At 42.6% G+C, this 25,852-nt stretch carries 17 protein-coding genes and 2 tRNA genes; 1 reads left to right on the top strand and 18 read right to left on the bottom strand.

Going from position 1 to position 25,852, the window contains the following annotated elements; genetic code table 11:
* The first annotated feature begins 109 nt into the window (after nucleotides 1-109).
* The gene (locus MKX30_RS27220) at nucleotides 110-1,132 is read left to right on the top strand and encodes an MBL fold metallo-hydrolase (RefSeq protein WP_068939586.1); all 1,023 of its coding nucleotides are present in this window, start codon (nucleotides 110-112) and stop codon (nucleotides 1,130-1,132) included.
* A gap of 495 nt (nucleotides 1,133-1,627) precedes the next feature.
* Here the strand turns inward: MKX30_RS27220 and MKX30_RS27215 are convergent, their stop codons facing one another.
* The 18 genes from MKX30_RS27215 to MKX30_RS27130 all read right to left on the bottom strand — a co-directional run bounded on the left by MKX30_RS27215 (nucleotide 1,628) and on the right by MKX30_RS27130 (nucleotide 25,835).
* Nucleotides 1,628-1,873 (bottom strand): helix-turn-helix domain-containing protein, encoded by a 246-nt coding sequence (locus MKX30_RS27215; RefSeq protein ID WP_053326177.1) that lies wholly within the window; start codon nucleotides 1,871-1,873, stop codon nucleotides 1,628-1,630.
* Nucleotides 1,874-2,227: 354 nt separating this feature from the next.
* Nucleotides 2,228-2,863, bottom strand: a complete 636-nt coding sequence (locus MKX30_RS27210; RefSeq protein WP_076296025.1) for a hypothetical protein — start codon at nucleotides 2,861-2,863, stop codon at nucleotides 2,228-2,230.
* A 156-nt stretch (nucleotides 2,864-3,019) separates the two neighbouring features.
* Nucleotides 3,020-3,871 carry a DNA adenine methylase gene (locus tag MKX30_RS27205; protein ID WP_076296024.1) on the bottom strand — a complete coding sequence of 284 codons (852 nt, stop codon included), beginning with the start codon at nucleotides 3,869-3,871 and terminating at the stop codon, nucleotides 3,020-3,022.
* 59 nt (nucleotides 3,872-3,930) lie between these two features.
* Nucleotides 3,931-5,799, bottom strand: a complete 1,869-nt coding sequence (locus tag MKX30_RS27200) for a ParB N-terminal domain-containing protein (RefSeq protein ID WP_341063893.1) — start codon at nucleotides 5,797-5,799, stop codon at nucleotides 3,931-3,933.
* An 83-nt stretch (nucleotides 5,800-5,882) separates the two neighbouring features.
* Nucleotides 5,883-7,493, bottom strand: a complete 1,611-nt coding sequence (locus MKX30_RS27195; protein WP_076296022.1) for a hypothetical protein — start codon at nucleotides 7,491-7,493, stop codon at nucleotides 5,883-5,885.
* Nucleotides 7,484-9,256: a TnsD family Tn7-like transposition protein gene (locus MKX30_RS27190; protein WP_076296021.1), complete on the bottom strand. Its 1,773-nt coding sequence runs from the start codon at nucleotides 9,254-9,256 to the stop codon at nucleotides 7,484-7,486. Before MKX30_RS27190 ends, MKX30_RS27195 begins: the two co-directional genes overlap by 10 nt.
* 15 nt (nucleotides 9,257-9,271) lie before the next feature.
* Entirely contained in the window at nucleotides 9,272-10,942 is a 1,671-nt protein-coding gene (locus tag MKX30_RS27185) for an ATP-binding protein (protein WP_341063891.1), read from the bottom strand.
* On the bottom strand, nucleotides 10,939-13,140 hold the full coding sequence (locus MKX30_RS27180; protein ID WP_341063890.1) for a Mu transposase C-terminal domain-containing protein: 2,202 nt from the start codon (nucleotides 13,138-13,140) through the stop codon (nucleotides 10,939-10,941). Before MKX30_RS27180 ends, MKX30_RS27185 begins: the two co-directional genes overlap by 4 nt.
* Nucleotides 13,141-13,143: 3 nt before the next feature.
* Nucleotides 13,144-13,968, bottom strand: a complete 825-nt coding sequence (locus MKX30_RS27175) for a TnsA endonuclease N-terminal domain-containing protein (RefSeq protein WP_076296018.1) — start codon at nucleotides 13,966-13,968, stop codon at nucleotides 13,144-13,146.
* Nucleotides 13,969-14,232: 264 nt separating this feature from the next.
* Nucleotides 14,233-16,065, bottom strand: a complete 1,833-nt coding sequence (glmS, locus tag MKX30_RS27170) for a glutamine--fructose-6-phosphate transaminase (isomerizing) (protein ID WP_061832056.1) — start codon at nucleotides 16,063-16,065, stop codon at nucleotides 14,233-14,235.
* Between the two features lie 631 nt (nucleotides 16,066-16,696).
* A complete protein-coding gene (gene glmM / locus MKX30_RS27165; protein ID WP_013312125.1) occupies nucleotides 16,697-18,037 on the bottom strand; it encodes a phosphoglucosamine mutase in 1,341 nt (446 codons plus the stop codon).
* Between the two features lie 60 nt (nucleotides 18,038-18,097).
* Complete coding sequence (locus MKX30_RS27160; protein WP_023990481.1) at nucleotides 18,098-19,567, bottom strand: CdaR family protein; 1,470 nt, start codon at nucleotides 19,565-19,567, stop codon at nucleotides 18,098-18,100.
* Nucleotides 19,564-20,397, bottom strand: a complete 834-nt coding sequence (cdaA, locus tag MKX30_RS27155) for a diadenylate cyclase CdaA (protein WP_013312127.1) — start codon at nucleotides 20,395-20,397, stop codon at nucleotides 19,564-19,566. Before cdaA ends, MKX30_RS27160 begins: the two co-directional genes overlap by 4 nt.
* A 221-nt stretch (nucleotides 20,398-20,618) precedes the next feature.
* On the bottom strand, nucleotides 20,619-21,242 hold the full coding sequence (locus MKX30_RS27150; RefSeq protein ID WP_013312128.1) for an anti-sigma factor: 624 nt from the start codon (nucleotides 21,240-21,242) through the stop codon (nucleotides 20,619-20,621).
* A gap of 150 nt (nucleotides 21,243-21,392) precedes the next feature.
* Nucleotides 21,393-21,959, bottom strand: coding sequence for an RNA polymerase sigma factor SigW (sigW, locus tag MKX30_RS27145; protein WP_016818747.1), 567 nt, complete (start codon nucleotides 21,957-21,959; stop codon nucleotides 21,393-21,395).
* 191 nt (nucleotides 21,960-22,150) lie between these two features.
* On the bottom strand, nucleotides 22,151-24,943 hold the full coding sequence (gene ppc / locus MKX30_RS27140) for a phosphoenolpyruvate carboxylase (protein WP_053326180.1): 2,793 nt from the start codon (nucleotides 24,941-24,943) through the stop codon (nucleotides 22,151-22,153).
* A gap of 738 nt (nucleotides 24,944-25,681) precedes the next feature.
* A tRNA-Gly gene (locus tag MKX30_RS27135) sits at nucleotides 25,682-25,752 on the bottom strand.
* Nucleotides 25,753-25,761: 9 nt separating this feature from the next.
* Nucleotides 25,762-25,835 (bottom strand) — tRNA-Pro (locus tag MKX30_RS27130).
* Nucleotides 25,836-25,852: the final 17 nt, after the last annotated feature.

Here is a 25,852-nt window from a genome sequence, read left to right as displayed (position 1 = left end):
AGAGAGAATGCATGCAAGTACATGCTTGCATTTCTGTTTTCCATTCTCTATAATAAAGACATAGTCAGTATGCCTTACCCCAAAAACATATACGCAAAGGAGAATTTTCATGAAGTATGGACATATTATCCAAAAACCTCGTGTTAAATTTTTTGAAGTTGCAGATGGCGTCTTTGCCGGTATTTCGCCGTATCGCGGCATCAGTTGGGCCAATGCCGGGTTCATCAACAAGGGTGAAGGGCTGGTGTATGACACGTTCTTCGATTTGTTCCATGCGCGGGAAATGCGGGAGGCTTTTATGGAAGTAAGCAACGGCGGCTCTCCCGCATATGTGGTGAACTCGCACTATAACAGCGACCATGCCTGGGGAAACAAAGTGTTTGAAGATGCTTGCATTATTATGCACAAGGAAGCGTCCAGAGAGCGTCTCACCGAAAATATCGCCTGGATGGACAGCGTCATTAGAAGAGGAAAGGATTCTCCGGAATCGACTTCGGGCGAGCGGTTTTTTGCAGCGGAATTTGAAGGATTCGACCTGGAAGGCGTAGATTGGGTGCTCCCGAATATTGAGATAAAGGACGATATCAACATCCGTCTTGGAGATACGGAAGTTATGATTTACAACGTAGCTCCGGCCCACTCTGACAGTGACTTACTGCTGTGGATGCCAAAAGAAAAAGTGCTGTTCGCCGGCGATGTCGTGTTTAACGGTTGTACGGCATACAGCGAAGAGGGAACCCTCAATTGGGTTAAAGTGCTTGATCGCATTATTGATGAAATTAAACCCGAAATCGTTGTTCCAGGACATGGCGCCATCTGTGGCCTGGACTTCGTGAAGGAGCAGAGAGACTACCTCCTGAATCTGATCAGCGAGTTCAACAAGCATTACAATGGCGAAATTGATTCCTTGTCCCTGACCAAGCAAATTGATATTTCCCGCTTTCTTCATTGGATTCAGCCAGAACGCTTGTATGTTACAGTGGATATCCTATTGAAAAGCAAACGAGGGTTACCACCCCTTCCAATTTGGAACGAGGTGCCTGCTAAGCTGGAAGACATGAAAGCTTTTTTGGCCGGAAAATATGGTAATCAAATCAAGCCATGGGACCCTATGAGTGTTTGGCAAGAATAGCAATTTGAAGCTAGCCTACGAAAAACAAAAAACGGCCCTGTCGCAAACGATGCGAACAGCGGCCGTTCTTTTGAATTGTTCCACGGAAATAAAATCGGCGCTTAGAACCGATTATGAAAAAAATGGAGATGGACTTATGACTTACTAGTAGAACTCTTCTAAAACGATATAACCAAAATTTGATGTTAAGTGTATTTCTCTTCTTTAAAGGGATTCCAAGACTTTTGGCGGTAGCCACCATCACTAACCTGCCCGTTAGCTTAATGACGAATCGTCAGTCTAAGACTTTATTTTCTCAATCTATATCTTTATTTTCTTAGTCTAGAACTTTGTTTTACGGTCTAATACTTTATTTTCTTTTAACATTTTTAAGGCATCTTAATAAGAAGCTTCCGGGAAAGATTAGTACCGAACAATCTTCAGCTTTATAAAATCAATAATTTCATCTCTATCTTCTTTAGTAAGTTCTCGAAACAAAGAAATAAGTTCTAGTTCCTAGGCTTCAATAGCTAAATTAAAAATAGGGTTCTTTGATACAGGCGTATCTCCAAAGATTAACCACTCTATATGGGAATTGAAGTTTTCTTTAATTGCTATAATTATATCAAGAGAGGGTCTATATTTATCTTGCTCTAGTTCACTCAACGTTCCTTGAGAAATTCCAATTGTATTTGCAAACTTTATTTGATTTAAGTTGTTTGTTTTTCTAATAGTTCGAATTCGTTGGCCTATTGTAGACATAATTGCCCTCCTAAGCTAAAAAGATCCCGATATATCATCGGGATCTTTCTTGATGTTTGTAAAATGACCAGTTCCAGACTTTTTTTACTGGTTCCACACTTTTTTATCACCAGACAATTGTTCGAAGAAAATAAAGTATTAGACTGGAGTTGTTGATCTGATGCGGTTTTTTGGCTACAAAATCGTCAGGTATTGAGAAATAAGTTTTAGACTGATCCTAATATTTTAAACGGTGGCATTTTATGAACGAGAAAATAAAGTATTAGACTTCCGATATGTTGTTCAGATAACTTTCACCGTTTGCTCAATAAAGCAGGCCTTTCGTGTCTGTAATAAATTCAAACAACTTTGCCCTTATTGATTTCCGGTAAGATCAAGATTCTTCAATCTCATAAAACTTCCGTTCATCTCAAAAAAACGTCCGGATTGGTAATCAAAAATCGGATGGATATCAACTATGTTATCTTTCGAGATCGAGTGGGTATGAACTTGAACAACCCAATTATCTCGAACTGTACCGTTATTAAAATGATCCTTTATTTCAATAAGTTGTTGATCAAACGGAGTAGCCTCAAATTGATTAATATAGTTCATGCGTCCAATGTCTTTGTCAGCTTCTATTGATAACTTTATAAAGTCGTTGAATCCAATAGGAGTTACATCTATAGAATCGCTTATCTCTAACTCTAGCAGACAATATAAAGGGTCCCAGAACTGAAATGCTATAGAAGTATTTGGGTACTTACGAAAAAAATCATAAAATTGTTGACTATCTTCTAATTCAACACGCTCTAATTGACTAAAACCAAACACGATTCCCGAACAATCGATATTATTCCTTTTCCTATATTCATCCAGAACTATAGGGTATACATTCCTCATGCTTCCATACTTATTGGAAGGATGTGGAATATTAAAATCAGGAGAATAATTTTGTTTTTCGAAAAGAATTCTTGCTATATTTCTATGTTGAACAGTCCAAAACTTCAAATCGATCTCTCCTCTTTGGCGTGATAATTAAAGTGCACTGGGCAACTCATCGTAACGGGGATGATGAACTCACATGTTCGTTCATCAAAACAACTTCAGCTAGACTCTTTAGATATTATGTAGACTCAAAACATAAACTTGGAAGCGTTCGATCATTTATACAATCTGTAAATACTCCCGAAACTCTCCTGTCACTGTTTTGTTTGAGAAGAACATAAATTCTTGACCTTTAGTAGGGGTTGCGACTGAATAATTCAAGTAATATTTTGTATGAAGCTGTTTATGATAAAGTTCTTCAATTTGATTAGCAATATCATAGGTTAGGATCCAGTATCTGTTCCTCATCTTTGTTTGTATGATCTTCGCCAACTCAACATGATCTTCATGCGAATAAAAATTCGTATATAAAGCAGGTCCTCTATCATAGTACGGCGGATCAAAAAAGGTAAGTGAGTAACGCGTTTGTTTAATCTCCTCCTCAATAAAATCCTTTGCATCATAATTACAAACCTTTATTTGATCCGAATAAGATGCTATCAGTCTAATTCTCTTAATGATAGTTTCTTTATTAAATCGACAATCTATCTTATCAATTTTATCTTGGTTCTTACCACCGATGAAACCTCCTTTAATAATTCCTGATCTGTTAGTACGATTTAAGAAAAGAGTTGAAAAAGCCAAAGTTAACTCATCAATACTATCTTTTTGTTTTTGAAGTTCTCGTTGAATATACCATTGATTTATATCAATCGGAGTATCTTGTATAAGTTGAATTAATCTTTCAGGTTGAGTAACGATTGTATTCCATAAAGCATAAATTCCACGATCATAATCATTAATGATTATTTTTTTGACATCTTGATTAATAAGCAAGCGAAGAGCAACAGCTGCTCCTCCCGCAAATGGCTCTATATATGTTGATATATTGTTTAGATTCACAAGATGCCTAATGTATTTATATGTTTTATCTTTACCACCCGGATATCTTAATGGAGATAGAATGGCCATGGTTGTGATCACCTCAGTGTAATAATAGCAGAGATCGTTCCTGCGTGGCCAGAGAAAACTCAGACTAAATGTAAGTAGTTATGGAACAATACTAGAATCGGTGTAATTCTTAAGTTCACTCTTTCCACTAATTCATCATACATGGCTGCATAACTACTATGAGTTATTAAGTTTAAATAATCATATAATTTATCAGCTTCCATAGAGCCCAATAAATTCTTGATAGCCTGATACCTTAACTTGTTCTCACCATTACATATCAGAGTCAGTAACGTCTTTTCAGATAAATGTTCAATTAAGAAAATCAAATTCTGCTTAGGATTTCCGTGGTTTCTAAGGTTTTTATCTTTAATTACCTTTTCTATTGATAACTCTAACAACTGCCTGACTGATGAAGCAATCATATATCTGTAGTCCTGAGCATTCTCGAGCGATTGAATCTCATTGATTAACATATTAACAGTATTATTTATATTGATATTCACTTCGCCATCAGTAAATGCAGCAAGAGACTTAAAAAACTCATTCTTAGGTTGGTTTATTTGGATGCCTTTACTGGATAGAGAAACATTGATTTCAACACTCTTAGAAACAGAATATCCGTTGTTTTGCAATTTAACCTGTACGGTATATGTTCCAATCTGTGCATCTCCGGAAAAAATATGATTCTCTTTTATTAAGTTCCCATCCAAATTAAACACTACTCTGTCTTTTAAATTTTCCCCGTTCGAATCCGTTGCAACTTCAATTAATTCTTTTAAGTCATAATCATTATATAATTTAAGTGATTTTTTAGTAGATTTTAAATTTAAAACAAGAGAATAGGTCCCAGATCCACCTGTTCCGCCACCAGATCCACCTGTTCCACCACCAGATCCACCTGTTCCACCACCAGATCCACCTGTTCCACCACCAGATCCACCTGTTCCACCACCAGATCCACCTGTTCCGCCACTAGATCCACCTGTTCCACCACCGGATCCACCTGTTCCACCTGTTCCACCACCGGATCCACCTGTTCCACCACCAGATCCACCTGTTCCACCACCAGGTCCACCTGTTCCACCACCAGGTCCACCTGTTCCACTCTCATCGTCAGGACCTATACCCATATTAATTGGTAAAATGTTTGCAAAATAATTGTTAGCTGATTCAGCAGTATACACATCTCCAACATTCGCCTTAGCCTTATTTGAGATGAAAAATTTAATCATTTCGCAAACCTTATCAAAATGTTTCGGGTTATCCAAATCGACTTTTTTACCACGTTCCAAATTAAATATTCTAGTTCTAATATCCAGAAATCCAAATATGCGTTCGAATGTAGTAGCGTAACTTTCGTTTTTTATCTTTCCGTAGAGTTCTTTATTATTTGGATCAACTTCAAGTTTTCTATAGATCAGATTCCCCAAGTTGAATTGTTGTCCAATAAATTGAGCAGTAAATGTGTCTTTTTCATTGGAACTCCACGTAATCTGACCTGCACCTGACTGTTCACCAGAGTGAATTTTTATTACGTGATTTGCCATTGCCTCAGGATCTGAATAGACTTTAGTATAGAGAGCCAAACTTTCAATATCGACACTATGCTTTACGTTTTCTATAAAGCGATAGGTACTTGGATACTTTGCTTTTATAAGTTTTGCTGTATCATTCATTAGCAGTTTTAATGCTGTCAATCTTCTATTTCCGTCATAAACAATGTATTCATTGTTGGTATGCAGAACGATAAAATCCTGTAGAACTCCGCCAGTTTCTATAATATCCTGAATAAGGGCTTCTATTTTTTTGGGACCTACTTTTTTCAACTCAAAAAAAGTTAAGATGGCCTCCTCTTCACTATTTACGGGTTTTGGAAACCTGGGGTTTGTCTTTGACAATGTTAATTCAGATGCAAACATCTCTTTGGCTATTGCACGTTCATACATTAATCTTCCTCCTAACGAACCAGTACTATGTCCCTATTACTATTCGACATAGTTCCACACATTCCTTTATTATCCATCAATTTTTAAATTAACTTCTCACTTATTTTGTATGCCCACTCCTTAGGGGTATCACATTGATAATGCCTTGCTTTTTCAAAGCTAAATCTATGCCCCCCATCAATAACGTGACTCTCCCAGTGACCACTCCTGCGCATTAATCCTTCCAAAAGTAGCATGATTTCACCTTCTACTTCGTTCAAAGAAATATACTGTAGTGGTTGAAGGATAAGCGTAGATATAGACCAACCATCTGGCCGAGCAACCTCTACAATATATTTAGTTTTTATTGAACTTGTTACCTGGACAATAGCACACGTCCGGCGTACACCATTAGGGCAAATCGAGAACTGCCTTCCTGAAGGAATACAAACTACAGACATCCGAATAGAATACGATGTCATCTCCTTCAGCATACTTATCATCTCAAAGAAATCTTCCAGTCCGATGGCTTCAGTAATAGGAACCATTTCTAATGTTTTGAAATCAATGGGAGGCAAATCGCCACCTACGACTGAATCCTGAGTACTAACCTCCCTTGATTCTCCTGAATTTTTACCGCCTCTACCGGAGCTAACAATTACATCGTTTGCGGCATTCGTTTGCCTAACACTTTTCTTTCGGGTTCTCACTACGGGATAATTAATGAACTTCATGAAAGTGGGGGGAGCATCTAGTACATCCTGGTTTGTATTTTCTCTTGCATTTTCACTTTCATCATTTATGATGAAGTCACCATTCTTGGATTGAGACGTTATTCTCAAACGTCTATCTCCAAAGACGGATTCCTGTCGCTTTTTGGAGTGATGCCAGAATTCTATTTCATTGGCCGGATGCGTGAATCCAGCGAATCCCAAAACCTCTTTCACCAAGATCATATTTATAAATTTATCGCCGCGTACGATTAGTTCAACGGGACCAGTAGCAGGCAGCTCTACATTAAGAGGAGCTCCTTTTCTTAACATCTTTGTCGGGCTAGCAGGAGACTCAGCTATTGCTTGGCTAAATAACCCTTGGTAAATCGAATCCCACATAGCTTTCATTTTAGAATCTAGATAGATCCAAGACATATGACGAGCATTGCCCTCCGTAGCCATTGTATTTGGAACACGAGGCCCTAAATGGAAATGAAGAATACTCTTATCAAACTCACAATCTTCAATGAGTTGTTCCAAGCCATGTGGCTGCATCAATGAATATGCCATTAGCTTCGAATTGATAAACATCGCTCTTACAAGCTCAATAACAGGAATACACAATGTTATATCCCCAATAGTATACTGAACGATTTTTTGCATACCCAACTCGGGATTCTTGCCAAAATCGATAAGGCGCTTTGGCATTTGGAATGCGTTCACAACCACACCAGTATCGAGCGAGGGTATGGTGAACGTATAAGACGATCCACTCATTGGACGAATTTGATTAAGCACACCATTCGTATAGATTTGTCCGATTCTCAATAAAGGGATTGTTCCCCAAGCATGCGTCAAAACCTTCAGTTCCCCAGATGCTCTTCTGAAAGCGATACGAATTCTCCAATCCCCCTTATAATCCGTATAAGGAGAACCCAACCAAAACAATTCAACATCTTCATTCTTAAAAAATGGCCAAGGACGAAATTCTATTAATGCCACTGCGACGTCACCTCACCTGTGATGCTCAAAGTATGCAGCCCCTGACCGCTATAGTAATCAAGAGTCTCTGACACAGTCCGCGAATAGCCAGGTCTTAATCCAGCTTTTCTTATAAGCTTCCATCGTTTGATGGGGAATTCATCTTTCATTTGTTTCGCTGCCCACTGAACTCTTCGGATCTGAAATTCATCGACCGACTCTAGATATTTAGTTAAAATTGCTGTAGTTACAGGAAGTCGCTCTTTATGCTTCTCAAGTAACGCAAGCTTCCCAATACGCTTACCGATCAAGGCAACAGTGATCCGAACTGGCTTCGTCTGACTGTCTTCAAGTAGCCTTTTACAGGCTAACTCCACTTCCCAACTTATTTCAAGATCGCGTGTTTCCCAATCAACTCGGATGTAACCTGTAGCAGATTTCTTCCCAGGAAGTTTTGCTTTTTTAGACTTCAAACCTGCTGGAGTCTTTCTGTAATCCAATCCTTGCTCTAGCTGATCATGTCGTGCGTACTTAATGACAGTATTCGTATCGACCCCGAGATTCCCGGCAGTAGCCCGATATGACAAGCCATTCTGCAAATGAACTTTCATTTGGTTCATCCAAACAGGGCCAAAGGTTTTTATACGACCAATTCGTAGACAATCCTGCAATGACTGATCTGGTCCTCTTCTGGAGTACGAAAAGCCACACCTACAAGTAAATGTGCCAACCGGTTTACCCGTATCCGTACAGCGAGTAATCTGTACCCTCTCTATAGTCAATTTTTTATAATGTTCTGCAGCTTTACTCAGACATGGCCACGGCCCTTCTCCGAAAGGTGAATACCTGATATTCCTTTGCTCTAAAAAGAGCTTAAAAGAACCAAAGAGAAAACGTATAAGCAGCAGTTGCCTTAATGGATGCACAGCTCTTCGAGCCTTCCTTGTTGCCACGGTCAGCCAGGAATAATCGTTTCCAACGATCATACATCCCAGTACCTCCAGCAATTCTTTTCCGTAATAGACAGTAAACTGTTCTGCAAGTTCACGTTGCCGAATTCGTGTAGCTGGCGTCAGCCAACCTTGCTCACTCAATTTATACAGCAGGGACTCTCTCAAGTCATACAACTCATGCGACTGCCCCATACCAACCAGTAATTGAACATCCAGAGCAATCTCTTGCAATCGGAGCAGGACCTTTTCTGAATGATTCATCAGCACCGGCTCGGATTGAAATAAAGACCTCGCAATTGGCAATACCGTTAATCCATGACGATCTGCTAATGAATCAACTATTCGATGAAGCACAACACCATGATTTGGACAGGTCATTACTCCAGTAGCCTGAAGGGTCCTATGCCAATAGGGTTCTCCATACCTTGTTATGTCCTCCTCGTAACAAATAGGACAGAATTTCAATTCACTGGTTCTATCAACGGTACTGGCCGTAATTCCTGTCATCGTATGAATACCAGCTCCGTCTTTGCTCTTCATCATTTGCCGTAGGCGTCTACAGCGTTCCGATGGGAGGAAGGGGGCATAGAATGCGAATAACGTATGTTCATCAATCCATTGGTCGGAGGATATACCAAGCAGTTGGCTACGCTTAGAGAGATCTTCGATATGACTGGGAAGATCCACTGTGGGTATAACATTCTCCGTACCGAACACTTCTCTTAACGTCCATTTCGGGCTGGTATTGCTCATCCGCAAGTGGTGACGTGTAATTACGCTGTAAAGTAATTCATCCGGGTAGGGGAGAGGCAAATAGCTGTATTCGCTCATCCGAATCACCTCTCCTTAGCCAATAAACTCCAACGGATTTTTAATATAACCCGCTACTTTTAATGATTCATAAGCTGCTAGCTTCTTTTTCTTTCCTTGAGACACAATAACACGTAGATCACTCGGCTCTGTAGGTAGCAACTTCGCTTTAGCTTTGCTACGCTGCCGTGACTTTGATGCAGTTGATTCATTCATCCCCTGTAGTGCGATTTTAAGCGCTTCTTTGTGGAGATCAACGGAATCCAATTCGTCCAGATGCTTCTGGGTTACAACCTGCGCTGCTTTCAATGCGCAGGCATCTTCTATACCAGCTTCAATAAGCCAACCATGTGTTTCAGCAATCGTCTGTTCCTGAAGATCATAGCCAAGCTCTGCCTTTATAAGTTCAAGACGCTCTGCTTTGCGTCTTTCCGCTTCAATTCGATCCAGGTAATCAGCTATAGATACACTGTCATAGATATCTGCAAACTTTTGAATTAGCTGCTTTTTCCCTGATCGCAAAGCCTCAAGTGCAGGCTTAATCAATGTGAATCGGTCTCTGGCAACGGATCGCACCATCTCTGGGGTAATTTGCTCAATCTCCTTGTCTAACGCACGCCACTGGGTCAGCATAAACAACTTAATGGCAATATCCGATATGCCTTGCGTTTCCTCGAACATGACATTGATGAACTCAGGCGTCAATTGAACCTTCTTATCTGTCCACTGATACTTCCATAGCCCCTGCAGAAGCCATTCCCACTCTTCATCCTTTTGAAAAGGATGCCATGTGGCACCGCCTTGTCCGCTATTACGCCGTGCATTCCTGAATTCTCCATTCAGCGCCGGCAGCGCCTTATAGGTGCCCACCAGAATGACCGGAAGACCAATCGTATTCACTAGTTGGACGAAGAAGTTCAGCATCTGCGCGGCACGATCATCTTTGGCTTCTTGCAAATTTTGAATCTCATCTATGACAAGTACACCGAGACAATGTATGGCAGCCGCTTGAGCCATAATCGGCAATAATTCATCCGTCGTTTTTGTGGTGTTCTTTTTGTAATATTTCGTTCCGACCAAGCTATCGACAGCTAGAAGAAAGTTCAAACACAAGCCTCGAATAGAACCATCATGTGGGCAATCCATTTTTAGCCATACGATTTGATAGGGAGCAGGCATATCTTGCCCTTTATACTTACCATGCAAGATCACTTGCGGATACATCTGGAGAATACGCATTAGACTGCTCGATTTCCCGATCCCGGATATACCAACGAGAGCAAAACCTGCCGATGTCGGTGTATTCACAGGATAACCGCTTGTATTCCCCCTCAGAATGAGCTCATATGCATCTTTACGGGCTCTGAAGGCATAGTTAGGCGTAAGAGGATTGCGCCCCACATAACCGTCCCTGATCAATCTGGAGAGACTCTGTTGCAGTTCGAGATGTCTAGATAACGGCCGAAAGAAGTCTCTTGAAATACGCTGCACACAGTGCATTCTCAAATGGACGGGCAATTCTCGTTCAGAGATATTAAATCTCGGATTAGATGCAAGTTTCTTTGCCACAGTTTTGTCATCCCAAATAGGAGGCAAAGCCTCCAAAAGCGGATTATTCCGATAATCGTCAAGAAGAGGATCTTGATAATCGGCTTCTACTAAAAGCCCTCGACTGAAATGAAATAACGGAACGTCTAACTCGTTCATTCTTCTTCACCTTCTTCCTGCAAATAAGCTTTAATCTTGGATAGCTTGTCCGCTGGAGGAATGTAAGCTTCTTTTGCTTTGGGTGGTTCGTCTTGTTTCATTGGTACGACATTATCGGCTATGACACTCTTGTCTTCTGCTGCATGGGGTTCGTATAACTGGAAGACCTCTTGTTGCCGATTTAACTGCTTTTCTTCACTCCGATTTTTTCTGATTCCCTTAACACGCTGATTATTACTTTTATCGCTATTACGCAACGCTTCATCTGTCTTTTTCGTCGCTTGCTCCACAATGGCCTTGGTCTGTGCATCCAAGTCGATTTTAGCTAGCATGTTGTTTACCTCATGATGCCTACCGTGATAACGCTCGATTTCTAGTAGATCATCTACCTCCTCAAACCTCTTATTGAGATATCTTTCTTCGCGATCAAGCAGGGTACATACTTCAAATTGTCTTCCGTCATCCAACCACAAGTAGATCTCGTTGGTTGATCGCGGGTCATAACATACTTTTACACGCCAGGTCTTGCCGACTCTGGCTTTAACGAACCATTGTTCTCGCATTGCCAGATCACTACCGTAATGGACACCTTTGAACTGAATACCAGCGGATGTCACGGTGGCTTCTCCTTGAGGGAGCAAATTAAGCTTGACCATTGCCTCGGGAAGCTTCTTTAAACGACCAGTCCGATTTACAATTCCCCATTGCCATAGCTCTTGTGGCACAGGTGATACATTATCGGCTACCATAAATTCATTGCGATCATACCAGAGCATATGATGGTTATTGTTATGATAAAGAACGTACTGGATCATAATCTGAGTAAACTCTCGAAGCGTTAATTTTGCATCAAGTCGATAATCACGCTCACCGCGTTCTCTATAGCGTTCCTTAATCGCCCCAGGTATAAATTGAATACTTCTTAAGTTAGCAAGTCGAAATTGCTGTTCCACAATTCCTTTCCAATCAGCTCTATAGGGCGGTGCATTCTCAACGTCCACCCCTAAAACATCTATAAGTCGAGTCGGCTGACTGCCCTCCAACTCACCACGATCAGCTGTGAGCTTTTGTGGCAAATGACTACTCACCCACTCAGATTCGGTTATTTCAATGCCATATTCGGCACAATACCTGACTTTATCAGCCGTTGTATTGGCTAATGCCATCATGGCACCAACCCAACTCGGACCTTCCAAGCCAATATACATACCAGTTATATAGCGGCTAAACACATCAATGACGATATATATAATCGGACGGCCAATAATCCATTCCCGTTGATACTCGCTTACCAAATAAACATCTGCAACAGTAGCATCAATTTGGAATCGGGACCCCGGTCCAAAGCTCTCTTGAGTAGAGCTTCCAAGTATCGGACGGTAATTCAACTCATATCTCTTTTTTCCGAGTCGGCTTTTCAACGTATCCTCAAGATTCATTTCTTTCTGAAACCAGTACTTATACTGGCCGAAAGTCGGCAGCTTCTCTGGAGGAGGGAGAATAGGTATAAGCGCTTGTCCCTCTTTCCGATATCCATTTGCAAAAAACTTCTCCAGCGTTTTCTGATAGGCATGTTTCAGAGGAGATTTCTCCTTTGTGTTATAGAACAATCGAATACCTGATCTCAGCAGCTGCTTAATTTCCTCATCAATATTTATACCGACAGGCTCATTTTCAAACTTTCGAGGCCGTCCCCGTTTGACATCGGTAGGAGAGCGGTCTTTGCCATAACTTCCGCAATTATTATAGTGAGGCAGCAAAGTATTCTTCATTTTGCCGCCTTGCCAATATCTGCGCAAATAGCGGTATATCGTGCTTTTATGAACAGGGCTTCGCTCCTGAACTTCGCGGATTCGAGCTCCCCTGAAGCTTTTGTCGAAGCAATTCGGCTCATCCAGTACAATATCTTTGATGACATCCCATGATTTTTCACGAAGTGCTACATGCTCTAGAGCAATATCAGAATCAACCACAGGAACACTATCATTAACCCACTCGACCAACTTGCACATTTTAGAGTCAAGACCTACTGCATATTCTGAGTAAGGCTTCATAACAGGAAAGGCCTTATCATCGTCCATTGCAATACAGTAGAGATATTCCTTGTTAGGAGAAATCCATAGTATTCGCTCAACTTGGCACAAGTCCGACTCTGGCAACTGCCATTCGACAACCATATTTTCATAGAGTAATTGCATACCTTAGCCGCCTTTCGCTAATAAATCGTTTGTCTTAATTACACTAAATTCATTAGCACTGTTCGAAGGGTTAATCTTTTCATGCATATTAACTGCCCAAATTTTCCGAGCTATAAAATGCCTGAACATTGCTAAAGATGTGCCGGCTTCCAATCCCATTTGTTCATCGCAAGCAAGGCACGCCTTTGCTATTGTTGCACCTGATAATAGCAAATTTGCCAGCGTACGTTCCAAGCTTTGGACGGCAAATACTCCTAGCGTTTCGACATCTGCGTTGGAATACTCTTTATGAACCCACTCCACGTTGCGGATCAACGTATATGGTAGATCCCGTTCAGTTACAATTCCCCAATCAATCTGGTGCGTCTCCCAGTACACGCGCTCTATTTCAAATTTGGCAAGTATACGTTCATTCTCCAGGTCCTTAGCTGGCTTCACAGTTCTTGCGTATTCCTTGTCCTTATATGTAATTAAAAAGTCCGTAGTCATGACGATATCCACGCCTGACTTGGGATCTTTTGGATGTTCTATACCGAGCTTGTCCGCGATTAGCTTCGTTTCTTCCAGTGGAAGAAGGGGAAACTGCTCTCGAATGTCTGTTACCTCATCGGCATAATCCAACGCATAGAAATAGTCTCGCTCTAAATCGGACAGAAAGGTATGCTGCCTGTCCGTTGTCCAACCAACACCACGGGTCGATCTGCCAGTAGACGGTACATCCTGTACTCGCAACCAAGGAAGGTAGTCGGCTCCTGTTCCTTGACCTCTACCTTCTTTGATGAATCTATTAATTTTGGCATCCGTGATTTCACGCTTACGCTTTGCCATGGTTACGCCTCCTTAAAAGAAAACAGGGCTACCCGAAGGCAGCCCCGTTTGGAGTCATGATGTTAATCTGGATGTCAGTTCTGTAGACAGTAGAAGAGCCTCTAGTAGTAGTATGGCCAAATTTGTTAGTCTAATACTTTATTTTCTCAGTCTACAACTTTATTTTCTTAGTCTAATACTTTATTTTCCGAGTCTAACACTTTATTTTTCAGTCTAATACTTTATTTTCTTTTAACAACAATTAGTTTAGCATTTTACTAAAGCTTATTCTACGGTAACACTTTTCGCCAGGTTACGTGGTTTGTCAACATCATGACCCAGTGCAAGAGAAGCGTAGTAAGCCAACAGTTGGAGAGATACAACCGAAATTGCAGCAGACAGGATTGGAAGTGTCTTTGGAATGGCAAATACCTGATCCACGGACTTCAGCAACTCAACTGCGTGCTCTTCGTACGTAATTGCAAGAACATCTGCACCACGAGCCTTAACTTCCTTAATGTTGCTCACGGTTTTCTCCAACACGGATTCCTGTGTTACCAAAGCGATAACCGGAATGCCGTCTTCAATCAATGCCAGTGTACCATGCTTCAATTCACCCGCAGCATAAGCCTCGGAATGAATGTAGGAGATTTCCTTGAGCTTCAGGGAGCCTTCCTGTACTACAGCATAGTCCTGACCGCGACCAATAAAGAACAGGTGCTTGTGGCTCGCAATTTGCTCAGCATAGGCTTTGATCGCATCTGCTTTACCCAGCATCTCTTCCACTTGCTCTGGCAGAGATTCCATAGCAGCCAGCACATGAGCTACTTGCTCATCCGTTTGTGTGCCACGCACTTGAGCGAGATACAAACCAAACAGATAGAATGCAATCAACTGTGAAGAATATGCTTTAGTGGAGGCTACTGCAATTTCCGGTCCTGCCAGTGTAACCAACACATCATCTGCATCACGGGCAATGGAGCTGCCGACTACGTTAGTAATCGCCAGTACATGAGCGCCATTTGCTTGCGCTTCACGCAGTGCTGCCAACGTGTCAGCAGTTTCACCGGATTGGCTCACCACGATCACCAATGTCTCTGGTGTTACGATAGGTGAACGATAACGATATTCGGAAGCCACATCGTTTTCTACCGGTATACGAGCCAGACTTTCAATAACTGTACGACCAATCAAACCAGCATTGTAAGCTGTACCACACGCGACAATTTGAATGTTGCGGATATTTTTAATTTGTTCTTCTGTCAGCTTCAGCTCAGGAAGAACAACTTTTTTAGTATCTTTATCGATACGGCCCAACATTGTGTCACGATAAGCCTTAGGCTGCTCGTGAATTTCTTTCAGCATAAAATGCTCATAGCCGCCTTTTTCTGCTGTTACAGCATCCCATTCGACATGAATCATTTCCCGAGAAATAAATTGGCCTTCGATTGTCATTAATTCGACAGCATCACTGGTCAAAACAGCCATTTCGCCATCGTTCAAAATAAATACATTGCGTGTATATTTCAGAATAGCCGGAATGTCGGAACCGATAAAGTTCTCGCCTTCTCCCACACCAATAACCAGCGGGCTAGCTTGACGAACAGCAACCAGCTTATTAGGCTCGTGCTCTGTCAGCACACCCAGTGCAAAAGCACCGCGCATAAAGGTAATTGCTTTTTGTACTGCTTTAACGATATCCCCTTTATATTCACGCGCAACCAGATGGGAAATAATTTCCGTGTCCGTTTCGGAAATAAAGGTATGACCTTCGCTAATCAGCTGCTCCTTCAGCTCCAGATAGTTCTCAATAATTCCGTTGTGAACTACAGAGAACTTTTGGCTCTCATCCAAATGTGGATGGGAGTTTTCATCAGAAGGCTTACCGTGCGTTGCCCAACGTGTATGTCCGATACCTGCATGGCCTACCAATGGCGTACCATCCAGTTTAGCTTCCAGATTCGCCAGACGACCTTTAGCCTTGGCTACTTGCAATCCTGAATCTGTAAACACGGCAATACCCGCAGAGTCATAACCGCGATACTCCAGCTTCTTCAATCCGTCAATCAATACCTCTTGTGTATTCTGATTACCAATATATCCTACAATGCCACACATATTCGTTATCCTCCCGATCATCATTTCACAAGACGACTCATCACAGGACTAACGTGTGCGGTAGATTGCGGAATAAAGTTCATTCATCTATGAAGTTGTCAATGATAACTATAGAATTTACAGGCATCTCTTCACGAATGTAACGAAATTCCCAAACCGCGCACGCCAATGATGATGGCCGCACATTCATGAAATGAATCTTATAATTTAGGTTATAAAATAATAAAGGCATCTACCGGTGCGTTGTGTAAACAGTTGCCTGTTCATTTTCCGCTGCCGGTTTACGGCTTGATGCTTCACCGGAAGGTCCCCGCCGAATGTTTCGAACACCTTCACCTCGTCAGCTTGTTTTGTCGTGAACCGATTTGCGAGCAACTTTATCTCAACTGAATCCGTTGCTTCTCCACCAAGTTCCCCCGCACAAAATCAAGCTCTGGCGCTTGTATTACGAACCTTACAACCCTCACTTTCTCTATCTGAGTCACAGCATCCCTATATTATATTCAGCTAAGTATCATTTGGCAATGACACTTTATTCATAATTACACCATGAAGGCCATAAATCGTTAGTAAATAACCGCAAACGCCGTTGCCTGCTTCTTTTTCACAGGCAACCGACGTTTACAAAATTTTAAACTAATTCTTTCTTCACGACATCTACGATCTGACCGACAAATTGCTCCAGTTCGTCCTTATCCGGGCCTTCGGCCATCACACGAATAAGTGATTCTGTGCCTGAAGCACGGACCAATACACGCCCATTATCACCCAATTGTTGTTCCACCTGCTCAATTGCTTCTGCAATAGCAGGATTCCCCTCGTAATTGCGTTTGTCCTGCACACGCACATTTACGAGCACTTGCGGATACTGTTTCATGAGCGATTTTAGCTCACTCATTTTCTTGCCAGAAGCTTTCAAGGTATCTACCAGCTGAATCCCGGTCAGCATGCCATCGCCTGTCGTATTGTGATCCAGGAAAATAACATGACCAGACTGCTCACCGCCCAGATTAAATCCACCCCGACGCATTTCTTCCATCACATAACGGTCCCCGACCGCAGTTTTTGCAGTCTTGAGTGCCAGCTTTTCAGTAGCTTTATAAAAACCGATATTACTCATCACTGTCGATACAATGGTGCTATCCTTAAGTTTTCCCGCGCGGTTCATTGCATCTCCGCAAATGCAGAGAATATAGTCGCCGTCTACCTCTTCCCCGTTCTCATCAATCGCGATCAGACGGTCGGCATCGCCGTCAAAGGCCAGACCAATATCCGCTTTCAAGCGGCGCACTTCCTCTTTCAACTTCTCAGGATGAGTCGATCCGCAATGATCATTGATATTCAAACCGTTTGGCTCGGCACCGATGGTATGTACCTCAGCTCCCAGTTCTGCAAAAAGCTTCGGCGCCAGCTCATAAGCTGCTCCGTTTGCACAATCCAGTACAATTTTTAACCCTTCAAAAGAATGGCTAATTGTTGTTTTCAAGAACTCCAGATAGTCGTAGCGGGAATGCTCGTCTACAACAACCGTTCCCAATCCGCCGCCAATCGGACGAGGCAGTTGGTCTTCTTTTGCATCCATCAGCTCTTCAATTTTCAATTCCGTTTCGTCTGTCAATTTAAAACCGTCGCCGCCAAAAAACTTAATGCCGTTGTCTTCAACTGGATTGTGTGATGCTGAGATCATTACACCAGCGTCAGCTTTCAATTGACGTGTGAGATATGCCACCCCAGGTGTCGAAACAATACCTAGACGAACCACATTAGCCCCAATGGACAGCAAACCGGCTACAAGAGCCGATTCCAGCATCAGTCCGGATATCCGTGTATCCATACCAATAACAACTGTCGGTTTCTCTACATTACCTGCTAAAACATATCCGCCGCAGCGGCCAATGCTATATGCCAGTTCGGCTGTAAGTTCCTGATTAGCAACGCCTCGTACACCATCTGTACCAAAATATTTCCCCATGTAAAATGACTCCCTTTTTTTGTCTAATAAATCTTGATTATTTACTACAGATAAAACATGTTATGGCTGACTGTTCTCCGAGGTTCCATTCGCAGAAGAATCTGCGCCGTTATGAGGATTTGTTTTATCCTCCGCAGCTGCGTTGTCCCCGGTCTTAGCGTCAGAGTCTCCACTTTGACTGCCTTGCCCCTCCTGTGGCCTCTCCTGTCCCTTTTCGCCACTACCAGAGGGGTTTGATTCATTCTCACTGTTCGGATTCGTTACAGCAGGCGTAGAAGGGCTCTCAATGTTGACCGTTGCCTTTAGTTGGCTAGCATTTCCGGCTTGCGTAATATATTTAGGCAAGCCTACTTTCAGAGTAACCTCGTGTTGACCAGCCGCGAGGCCACTTACATCTGCCACCAAACTAATATCATCATTGGTTAAATTGTTTACCATATCCTGCGGGCCCTTCACAGTAACATCCATCGTCTTGCCTGCGGGCGCTGTAACAGTCGCAGTCGCTCCATCTCCTGCACCTTGTAAAACGATTGGGATGCCTGACAGCGTCCGTTCCGTATCTGTGACTTCATTGGAAGGAACGACGGTCACCTGAATTTGTATTGACCCTGGCTCGATTTTATCAGAACCTGAGGGGGCTGCCAAATTAGCTTGAACTGCACGGGTCCCCGCTTCCGTAAATTGGCTTAAATCCAATGTAGCCGTGACGTAAGAACTAAGGCTGCCCAATACATCCTGCGATGCATACACCGCCGCTTCTTTCACGTTTGCATTGACTTTAGAAAGCGCCAATCCGTCTGGCAACTCTCCGGAATATACAATCTTAACAGGCACAGATTTCGCCTGCTGAGTTACCGGAATTTCAACGGACACAGTGGATGGCTCAATGACCGCACCTGTAAGTTCCTGTCCCTTTTTGTTATAAGCCTTCAGTTTTACACGGTTCTGTTCAAACTTTTCTGAGATGCCATCCGTATTAACAGCCCCCTGAACGGCAGTGACGGTACTCAACTGGCTTTTGGGCAAGGTAACCTTCACGGTTTGAGGAGCAATCACAGGCTTACCAAGCTGCAATCCCGCATCTGGATTTCCCTTAGGAACTATAGATACATTAAATGATTTCGTTTGTTTTTCCTCAATCGTCACTGTAACACGGTTAGGAGTCATAGATACCAATTCCACCCCGTCCGGTAAATCCGGTTCGAGTGATAATGTTTTAGTGCCTGCTCCTAAGCCGTTTAAGTTTAGCTTTGCCTGATAATTATCCGCGAAAAAGGAAGTCAGCACAGAGCGCTGTCCTCTAACTTCCATCTTTACATGGTCAGTATCCATGGTAGACAATACATATTTTGAATCATCCAGACCACTGGCCTGAATGGCCACATTATCAATCACTTTATTATTATAAGAAACGGTCAGCGTAGATGAAGGTGTACCTGTATCTAGATGGACCATTCCCCACAGCAGAACAGCAACCGCAAGCGCCAATATCTTGGAAATCGTATTATTGTTAATCCATTTGTCCATCATGAATTTCCACGGCCTCCCCTCCGATTCCAGAATGAGCCGCGTTTTTCCTTCAAAGACGGTGTTGGCCGCAACTCCTCATACAGCTTGGAGATTAGGGATTCTTCCTTAATGTCGCGCACGACCTGTCCATTAATGGCCAAAGAAATTTGCCCTGTTTCCTCTGACACCACGACAGTTACGGCATCCGTTACCTCACTCACCCCAATCGCAGCCCGGTGACGGGTTCCCAACTCCTTGCTGATGAACGGATTTTCCGATAATGGCAAATAACAGGCCGCAGAAGCAATCTGTTTATTTTGAATAATCACCGCACCATCATGCAGAGGGGTATTAGGAATGAAGATGTTAATTAGCAGTTCAGAACTGACTACAGCCTGTGTCTTGATACCAGACTCTGTATATTCGTTTAGCCCTGTCTCACGCTCAAATACGACCAAAGCTCCTATTTTCCTACGTGATAAATAATTCAGCGCCTTAATCATTTCTCCGATTAACTTGTTAATTTCTTCATCATCCGCAGACGAACGCCCAAATAGTTTGCCACGCCCCAACTGTTCTAGTGCACGACGCAACTCAGGCTGAAAAATAATAAAGATAGCCACCACACCAAAGGTGAACATCTGGTTCATCAACCACTTGAGGGTATACAAATCAAACCAGGTACTAACCGCCCAAATGACAACCAGAAATAGAATCCCTTTCAACAATTGAACTGCACGCGTTCCGCGAACAAGTAAAATAAGCTGATACATAATATAGGTTACGATCAAAATGTCGATAATATCTTTAATGGACTCTTTCCAAGTCAGGTCCGCAAAATAATCCAACATGCGCATGCCCCCGCAATTTTCTGTAGTGAGTGGGTGTAATATGTACACAGTATGCTCTCTCTATCTAGGTTATAACGATCAGGCTCACGTTGCAAGCTGTGTGACAAAAGAACCGCTAAAATCAGTAAAATACAGTACAATTCGCCAGCTTCATATACAAAAAAACGCCTTTTCCAGCGGAAAGAGGCGCTCGATATCGTCCTTGCCATTTCAAGCTTCTTTTATGGAGAAGAGGGTCCCCCGAATAAATCAGTAACCTTGTACCAAATCCAATCCAAGGTTTGATCAATACTTTTAACCTGTCCTGCAATATGAGCGGTGGACGCTTGATAATAAGAACCATCAATTACAGTTACATTTCCTTCCACATCGCCGTATACACGGGCTTCACCATTTTGCACTGTTAGATCTCCGGCAATGGATTTCCCTTCAGGCACAATCACAGTATCACCCTGAATAACGACTTGATCCAGTTGGCTTCCTTTGACTACCAATTGATGGTCCGTGCTAGAAAAGCTAGCCATGCTTGAGCATATAACAATAAGGAAGAAGGCAGCGGCTGTTACAGCGGGATGCCTTTTCACCCACGTCAGCATAGGCACCGCAGTCTGTCTTTTATGCGGTGGCAAAGCATTCATAATGCGAAATGTCAGCTCATCCGATACACACGGCACTTGATGATAGCGTGTACCGTAAAGCATCGCATCCGTCCGCTCCAGCTCTTTAAAACGCATGCGGCATTCCGGGCAGTCTAACAAGTGCTGTTCCAACTCATGTTTGTCCTGCTCAGACAGGTCGCCATCTAGATAGTCATGCATAAAAGAGACGGCTTGTTTGCAATCCATATGAGCCAATCCTTTCTAATATTCTTCCGTGTTTCTCAACATAACATGCTCCGGCTTAGAAACTTTGCTCATCTTACATACGTTACAACGAGCATTATGTTTCATAAAAACATCTACGCAGACTCTTTTCCTAGAATCTATGCGCATGATCTATAGCTTGTGCTCCAGTTTTTTGCGCAGAAAATCCCGGCCCCTGTGTACTCTTGTCTTAATCGTGGTGACTGGGAGATTGAGCACATCGCTGATTTCCTGTAAGGAAAGCTCCTGCAAGTACCGTAAAACCATAATCGTCCTATATTTATCCGGAAGGCTGTCAATGGCGTCATGAATTAAAGCCTGCGTTTCGGACAGAAGCGTACTCCCCTCAGGGGTAAGCTCTTCACTGGCGAGCATGGCGTACCCATCGACACCTTCCTGATCATTCATTTCAGCATCAAGTGAGTATGTAGGTTTTCTCCTTCGCAGACGATCAATGCACAGATTTGTAGCAATTCGATAAATCCAGGTTGAGAACTTCTGTCCATGATCGTATTTTTCCAAATTACGATACACACGCAAAAAAGTTTCCTGCACCAGATCCTCCGCCTCATGGCGATTACCTAGCATCCGGTAGGAAAGATGAAAAATCCGATCTTTATATAACTCGACTAACTCCGCAAAAGCTCGCTGATCACCTTTCTGTACCAGCCTCACCAAGCGGCTTTCCATATTATCCACTCTATACTCCCCCAGACTTGCTGATGGGTTACTTACTACATGTTTATGATTATTCATCGTAGTTTAATTTTATCCGGAAATCAACTGTAGTATTGTTACTAACTGCAAGCACACCTGCCATCAATATACAAACAGCACAATCGGGCACCCCATGAGTACCCGATTGCCTGTATTCGTACAACCACACTATATCAGCCCGTATTTCTTAAGCCTGCGGCAATTCCGTTAATCGTCAACAATACCTCACGCAGCATTTCAGTGTCATCACCGTTCTGATCCCGCAGCTCCCGTAGCTCACTTAGCAATTGAACCTGCAAGTAACTTAACGGATCAACATAAGGATTACGCAACCGGATAGATTCCTGAATAACCGGCACGTCGTCCAAAATCTCGGATTGTCCGGTTATTTTCAAAATCAACTCAGATGTCAGCTTGAACTCCGCTGAAATCTGTCCGAAAATGCGCTGCCGGGCCTCTTCGTTATCCGACATCCCAGCGTACTCTTCTGCAATCAGTAAATCCGCTTTAGCGATTGCCATTTGCAGTGTATCAATAAGTGACCGGAAGAAAGCAGAGTCCCTAAACATCGTTTGCAGCACTTTAAGGTTATCCTCATTGTTTTGATAGAAGCTTTGCAAACCTGTTCCAGCCGCATACCACGCAGGTAATAAGTAACGGCTTTGTGTCCATGCAAAAACCCATGGAATGGCGCGCAAGTCCTCAAAACGTTCGCTGTTCTTACGCTTGGACGGACGAGATCCAATATTCAGCTCGCCCACCTCAGGCAACGGTGTAGATTCTTTGAAGAAGTTGAAGAAATCTGGATCTCGGAAAATCAAATCCTGATACTTATCCAGTGATACTTGGGAAATGCGGGCGATAATCTCCTCCCAGCTCTCCTCAAACACTTCCTTCTTCCCGGAACGATGATATGCCACAGCCGTAATCAGCGCCGATGTTGCCTGCTCCAAGCTCCGGTACGCGATGCCTCTAAGCGAGTATCGGGATGATAGTACTTCGCCTTGCTCCGTAATCTTGATTCCGCCTCCAATCGTATGAGGAGGCTGAGCCAAAATACTGCGATTAAGTGGCATTCCACCACGACCCAGCGCACCTCCACGACCGTGGAAAAACTTCACTTTTACGCCAAACTCATTAACTACTTCCGTAATGCTATTCATAGCGACCCGAAGTTCCCAGTTCGCTGTAACCACACCGCCATCTTTATTACTGTCCGAGTATCCCAGCATAATCTCCTGAAGCTGGTCCATCGCAGCCACAGATTGTCGATATACAGGCAAGTTCATCAATCTTCTCATAATATCAGGTGCAGCATGCAGATCATCTATCGTTTCGAACAAAGGGACGGATTGCAGCGTACAGATAACAGTACCATCCTTCTCGATGCGGAACAGGCCTACCTCTTTGGATAAGACCATAACCTCCAGTAAGTCACTGGCTCCCTGAGTCATACTGATCAAGTAGCTTGTAATGGACTGCTTGCCGAATTCCTCCTGAGCCAAATAAATCGTACGATATACGTCAAGACATTCCTGTGTGCTATCGCTATATTTTAAATACGGTGAAGTAATCGGACGAGGTTCATTCAGCAGCTTTTCCAGCAGATTTATTTTTTCTTCTTCTGACAGCTTACTGTAATCCGACACAATATTCATTTTAGAAAGAATTTCAGTCATCGCATTTTCATGTTCTTGACTATGCTGACGCACATCCAGCGTAGCTGTGTGGAATCCAAACAACTCTACCTGGCGAATCATCTTTTGAATATATGTGTTTGCTACATAATCGGCAAAATGATGACGCAGGCTGTTGTCAATAACATTTAGGTCTGCAATGAGCTCTTCCGCAGAATTATAACGCTCATTGGTGCCCTGTTTGCTTTCATCCAGGATGTTGTTCACTTTAGCAATCATAAATGCTAGTTTAATGCGATAAGGCTCTTTTTCGTTATGCCATACTTCCATCTTTTTAAGTGTAATGTGAGTACGGTCTTCTTCAATAGAAGCCAGCAGATCATCGGAAACTCGCACAATGCTGGTGCTGAAACTCAAGTAACCCATGAGTTCCTTTAACGTGTGCTGATATTCTCTCAAAGCCAACTTGCGCTGCATACGTAACGTTTCCCAAGTCACATGAGCTGTCACAGACGGATTGCCATCCCGGTCTCCACCGATCCAGGAACCAAATCTCAGATAAGTGGGTATGTGCCATTTTTGTTCGGGATAATATTTGTCCAAACATCGTTCCAATTCTTGGTATACATCTGGCAGTACATGAAACAAGGTCTCGTGAAAATAATACATTCCATTTCTCACTTCATCTAATACAGTTGGCTTGCGATCACGCAGCTCATCTGTCTGCCACAGCGTAATTACTTCGTTTAGCAGATTCTCCCGTACCTGTTCCCGCTCACGCAAGGTAAGCATCGGATTATCCAGCAGCATGACGTCCTCGGAAATGCGCTTGTGGATATCCAGAATTACTCGTCGTGTCGCTTCTGTAGGATGTGCGGTCATGACTAGCTCCAAAGAGAGCTCTTTCAGCAAGTTGCTAACGTCCTCAGCGGAGAAGCCCCCTTGTTTAAGCTCCTGAACGGAACTTTCAATGGAACCGGGCTGAACATCTTCACCAGCGGAATGCTCATAATCCCGCTTACGACGAATACGATGGTTTTGCTCAGCGATATTCACCAACTGAAAATAAATCGCAAACGCGCGAATAACCTGGTGACGAATATCCGTATCCAGTCCGCTGACCATTTGTTTGAAATTCTCATACAACTCCGGCTGATACCCGGCACGTAACGATTTACTTGTCTCACGTATTTTCTCCACGATATCCAAAAGTTCGTTGCCACCCTGATGAACCAAAACCTCACCAAGAATATTCCCTAGAAAACGAACGTCCCGCCGTAGCAGATTGTTGGATTGGTTTTTGTTAGCGGTTAACGTAAGCTCAGTCATGCTTTTCCCCCCATCTGATCTGTTCCACACCATATACAGTTGTAGCAAAGGTACGTATACACACGAAATTTGACACTTTCTTAACATCATACAATAAAAACGCATGAAAAGCTGCAAAATTTACAGTAAAAAATCATCTTTTTGAATTACTTTTTTTGAGAAAATATTGGATTTTTATGAATAAATATTAAATTAATAAATAGAAATGAATGTACACACTAGTGATGCGTGAAACATTATGCACAGTCTCTTATAAAGAGTGTGTTTTTAAAGGTACAAATTCATGCGACATAGTGTGTATATGTTTATTATTTGTTGACAAAGTCAACTCCATTAGCCTTCTATCCACAAAGATATACACAAATTAGCCATTTTCTCAGTGTTTCTAAGGTATTTCCTCTTTAACACTTCGCTTTTTACCCACATAAATAAAGGGAAATGTGCACAACCCAAGAGCAACTGTTGAGTTATCACCATGAATTCGTACCATAATAGCTATAGGATTCCTATATTTAAAGGATTTGATCACGAAATTAGCCTTACTGCAGGAGAAAGGGGAACGTTAGAGGGGAAATTCGGGATCTAGGTGTCAAAAGTAACAAGAGCCTATGTACAATATGCACAAGTCATCCCCAACTGTGCATGACAGGAGACATAATTGCACTAGCTTATATACATAGAAGTAAATGTAATGTGGACAAAATAAAAAGAAGCCTTTCGGCTTCTAGGTAATCGGTAAGCGGGTGATGGGAATCGAACCCACGCTATCAGCTTGGAAGGCTGAAGTTCTACCATTGAACTACACCCGCAAAATAGTATCGGGATGACACGATTTGAACATGCGACCCCCTGGTCCCAAACCAGGTGCTCTACCAAGCTGAGCTACATCCCGATATAATTTTTTAAAAT

Source organism: Paenibacillus sp. FSL P2-0173 (assembly GCF_038008045.1).
GTDB lineage: Bacteria > Bacillota > Bacilli > Paenibacillales > Paenibacillaceae > Paenibacillus > Paenibacillus polymyxa_B.
This window is presented reverse-complemented; position numbering and strand designations above follow the sequence as displayed.

Bases quoted from the DNA above. Each gene is read 5' to 3' on its own strand.
- MKX30_RS27220 (WP_068939586.1), top strand. From the start codon at position 110: ATGAAGTATGGACATATTATCCAAAAACCTCGTGTTAAATTTTTTGAA.
- MKX30_RS27215 (WP_053326177.1), bottom strand. From the start codon at position 1,873: ATGTCTACAATAGGCCAACGAATTCGAACTATTAGAAAAACAAACAAC.
- MKX30_RS27205 (WP_076296024.1), bottom strand. From the start codon at position 3,871: ATGGCCATTCTATCTCCATTAAGATATCCGGGTGGTAAAGATAAAACA.
- MKX30_RS27200 (WP_341063893.1), bottom strand. From the start codon at position 5,799: ATGTATGAACGTGCAATAGCCAAAGAGATGTTTGCATCTGAATTAACA.
- MKX30_RS27190 (WP_076296021.1), bottom strand. From the start codon at position 9,256: ATGAGCGAATACAGCTATTTGCCTCTCCCCTACCCGGATGAATTACTT.
- MKX30_RS27185 (WP_341063891.1), bottom strand. From the start codon at position 10,942: ATGAACGAGTTAGACGTTCCGTTATTTCATTTCAGTCGAGGGCTTTTA.
- MKX30_RS27180 (WP_341063890.1), bottom strand. From the start codon at position 13,140: ATGCAATTACTCTATGAAAATATGGTTGTCGAATGGCAGTTGCCAGAG.
- MKX30_RS27175 (WP_076296018.1), bottom strand. From the start codon at position 13,968: ATGGCAAAGCGTAAGCGTGAAATCACGGATGCCAAAATTAATAGATTC.
- glmS (WP_061832056.1), bottom strand. From the start codon at position 16,065: ATGTGTGGCATTGTAGGATATATTGGTAATCAGAATACACAAGAGGTA.
- glmM (WP_013312125.1), bottom strand. From the start codon at position 18,037: ATGGGGAAATATTTTGGTACAGATGGTGTACGAGGCGTTGCTAATCAG.
- MKX30_RS27160 (WP_023990481.1), bottom strand. From the start codon at position 19,567: ATGATGGACAAATGGATTAACAATAATACGATTTCCAAGATATTGGCG.
- cdaA (WP_013312127.1), bottom strand. From the start codon at position 20,397: ATGTTGGATTATTTTGCGGACCTGACTTGGAAAGAGTCCATTAAAGAT.
- MKX30_RS27150 (WP_013312128.1), bottom strand. From the start codon at position 21,242: ATGGATTGCAAACAAGCCGTCTCTTTTATGCATGACTATCTAGATGGC.
- ppc (WP_053326180.1), bottom strand. From the start codon at position 24,943: ATGACTGAGCTTACGTTAACCGCTAACAAAAACCAATCCAACAATCTG.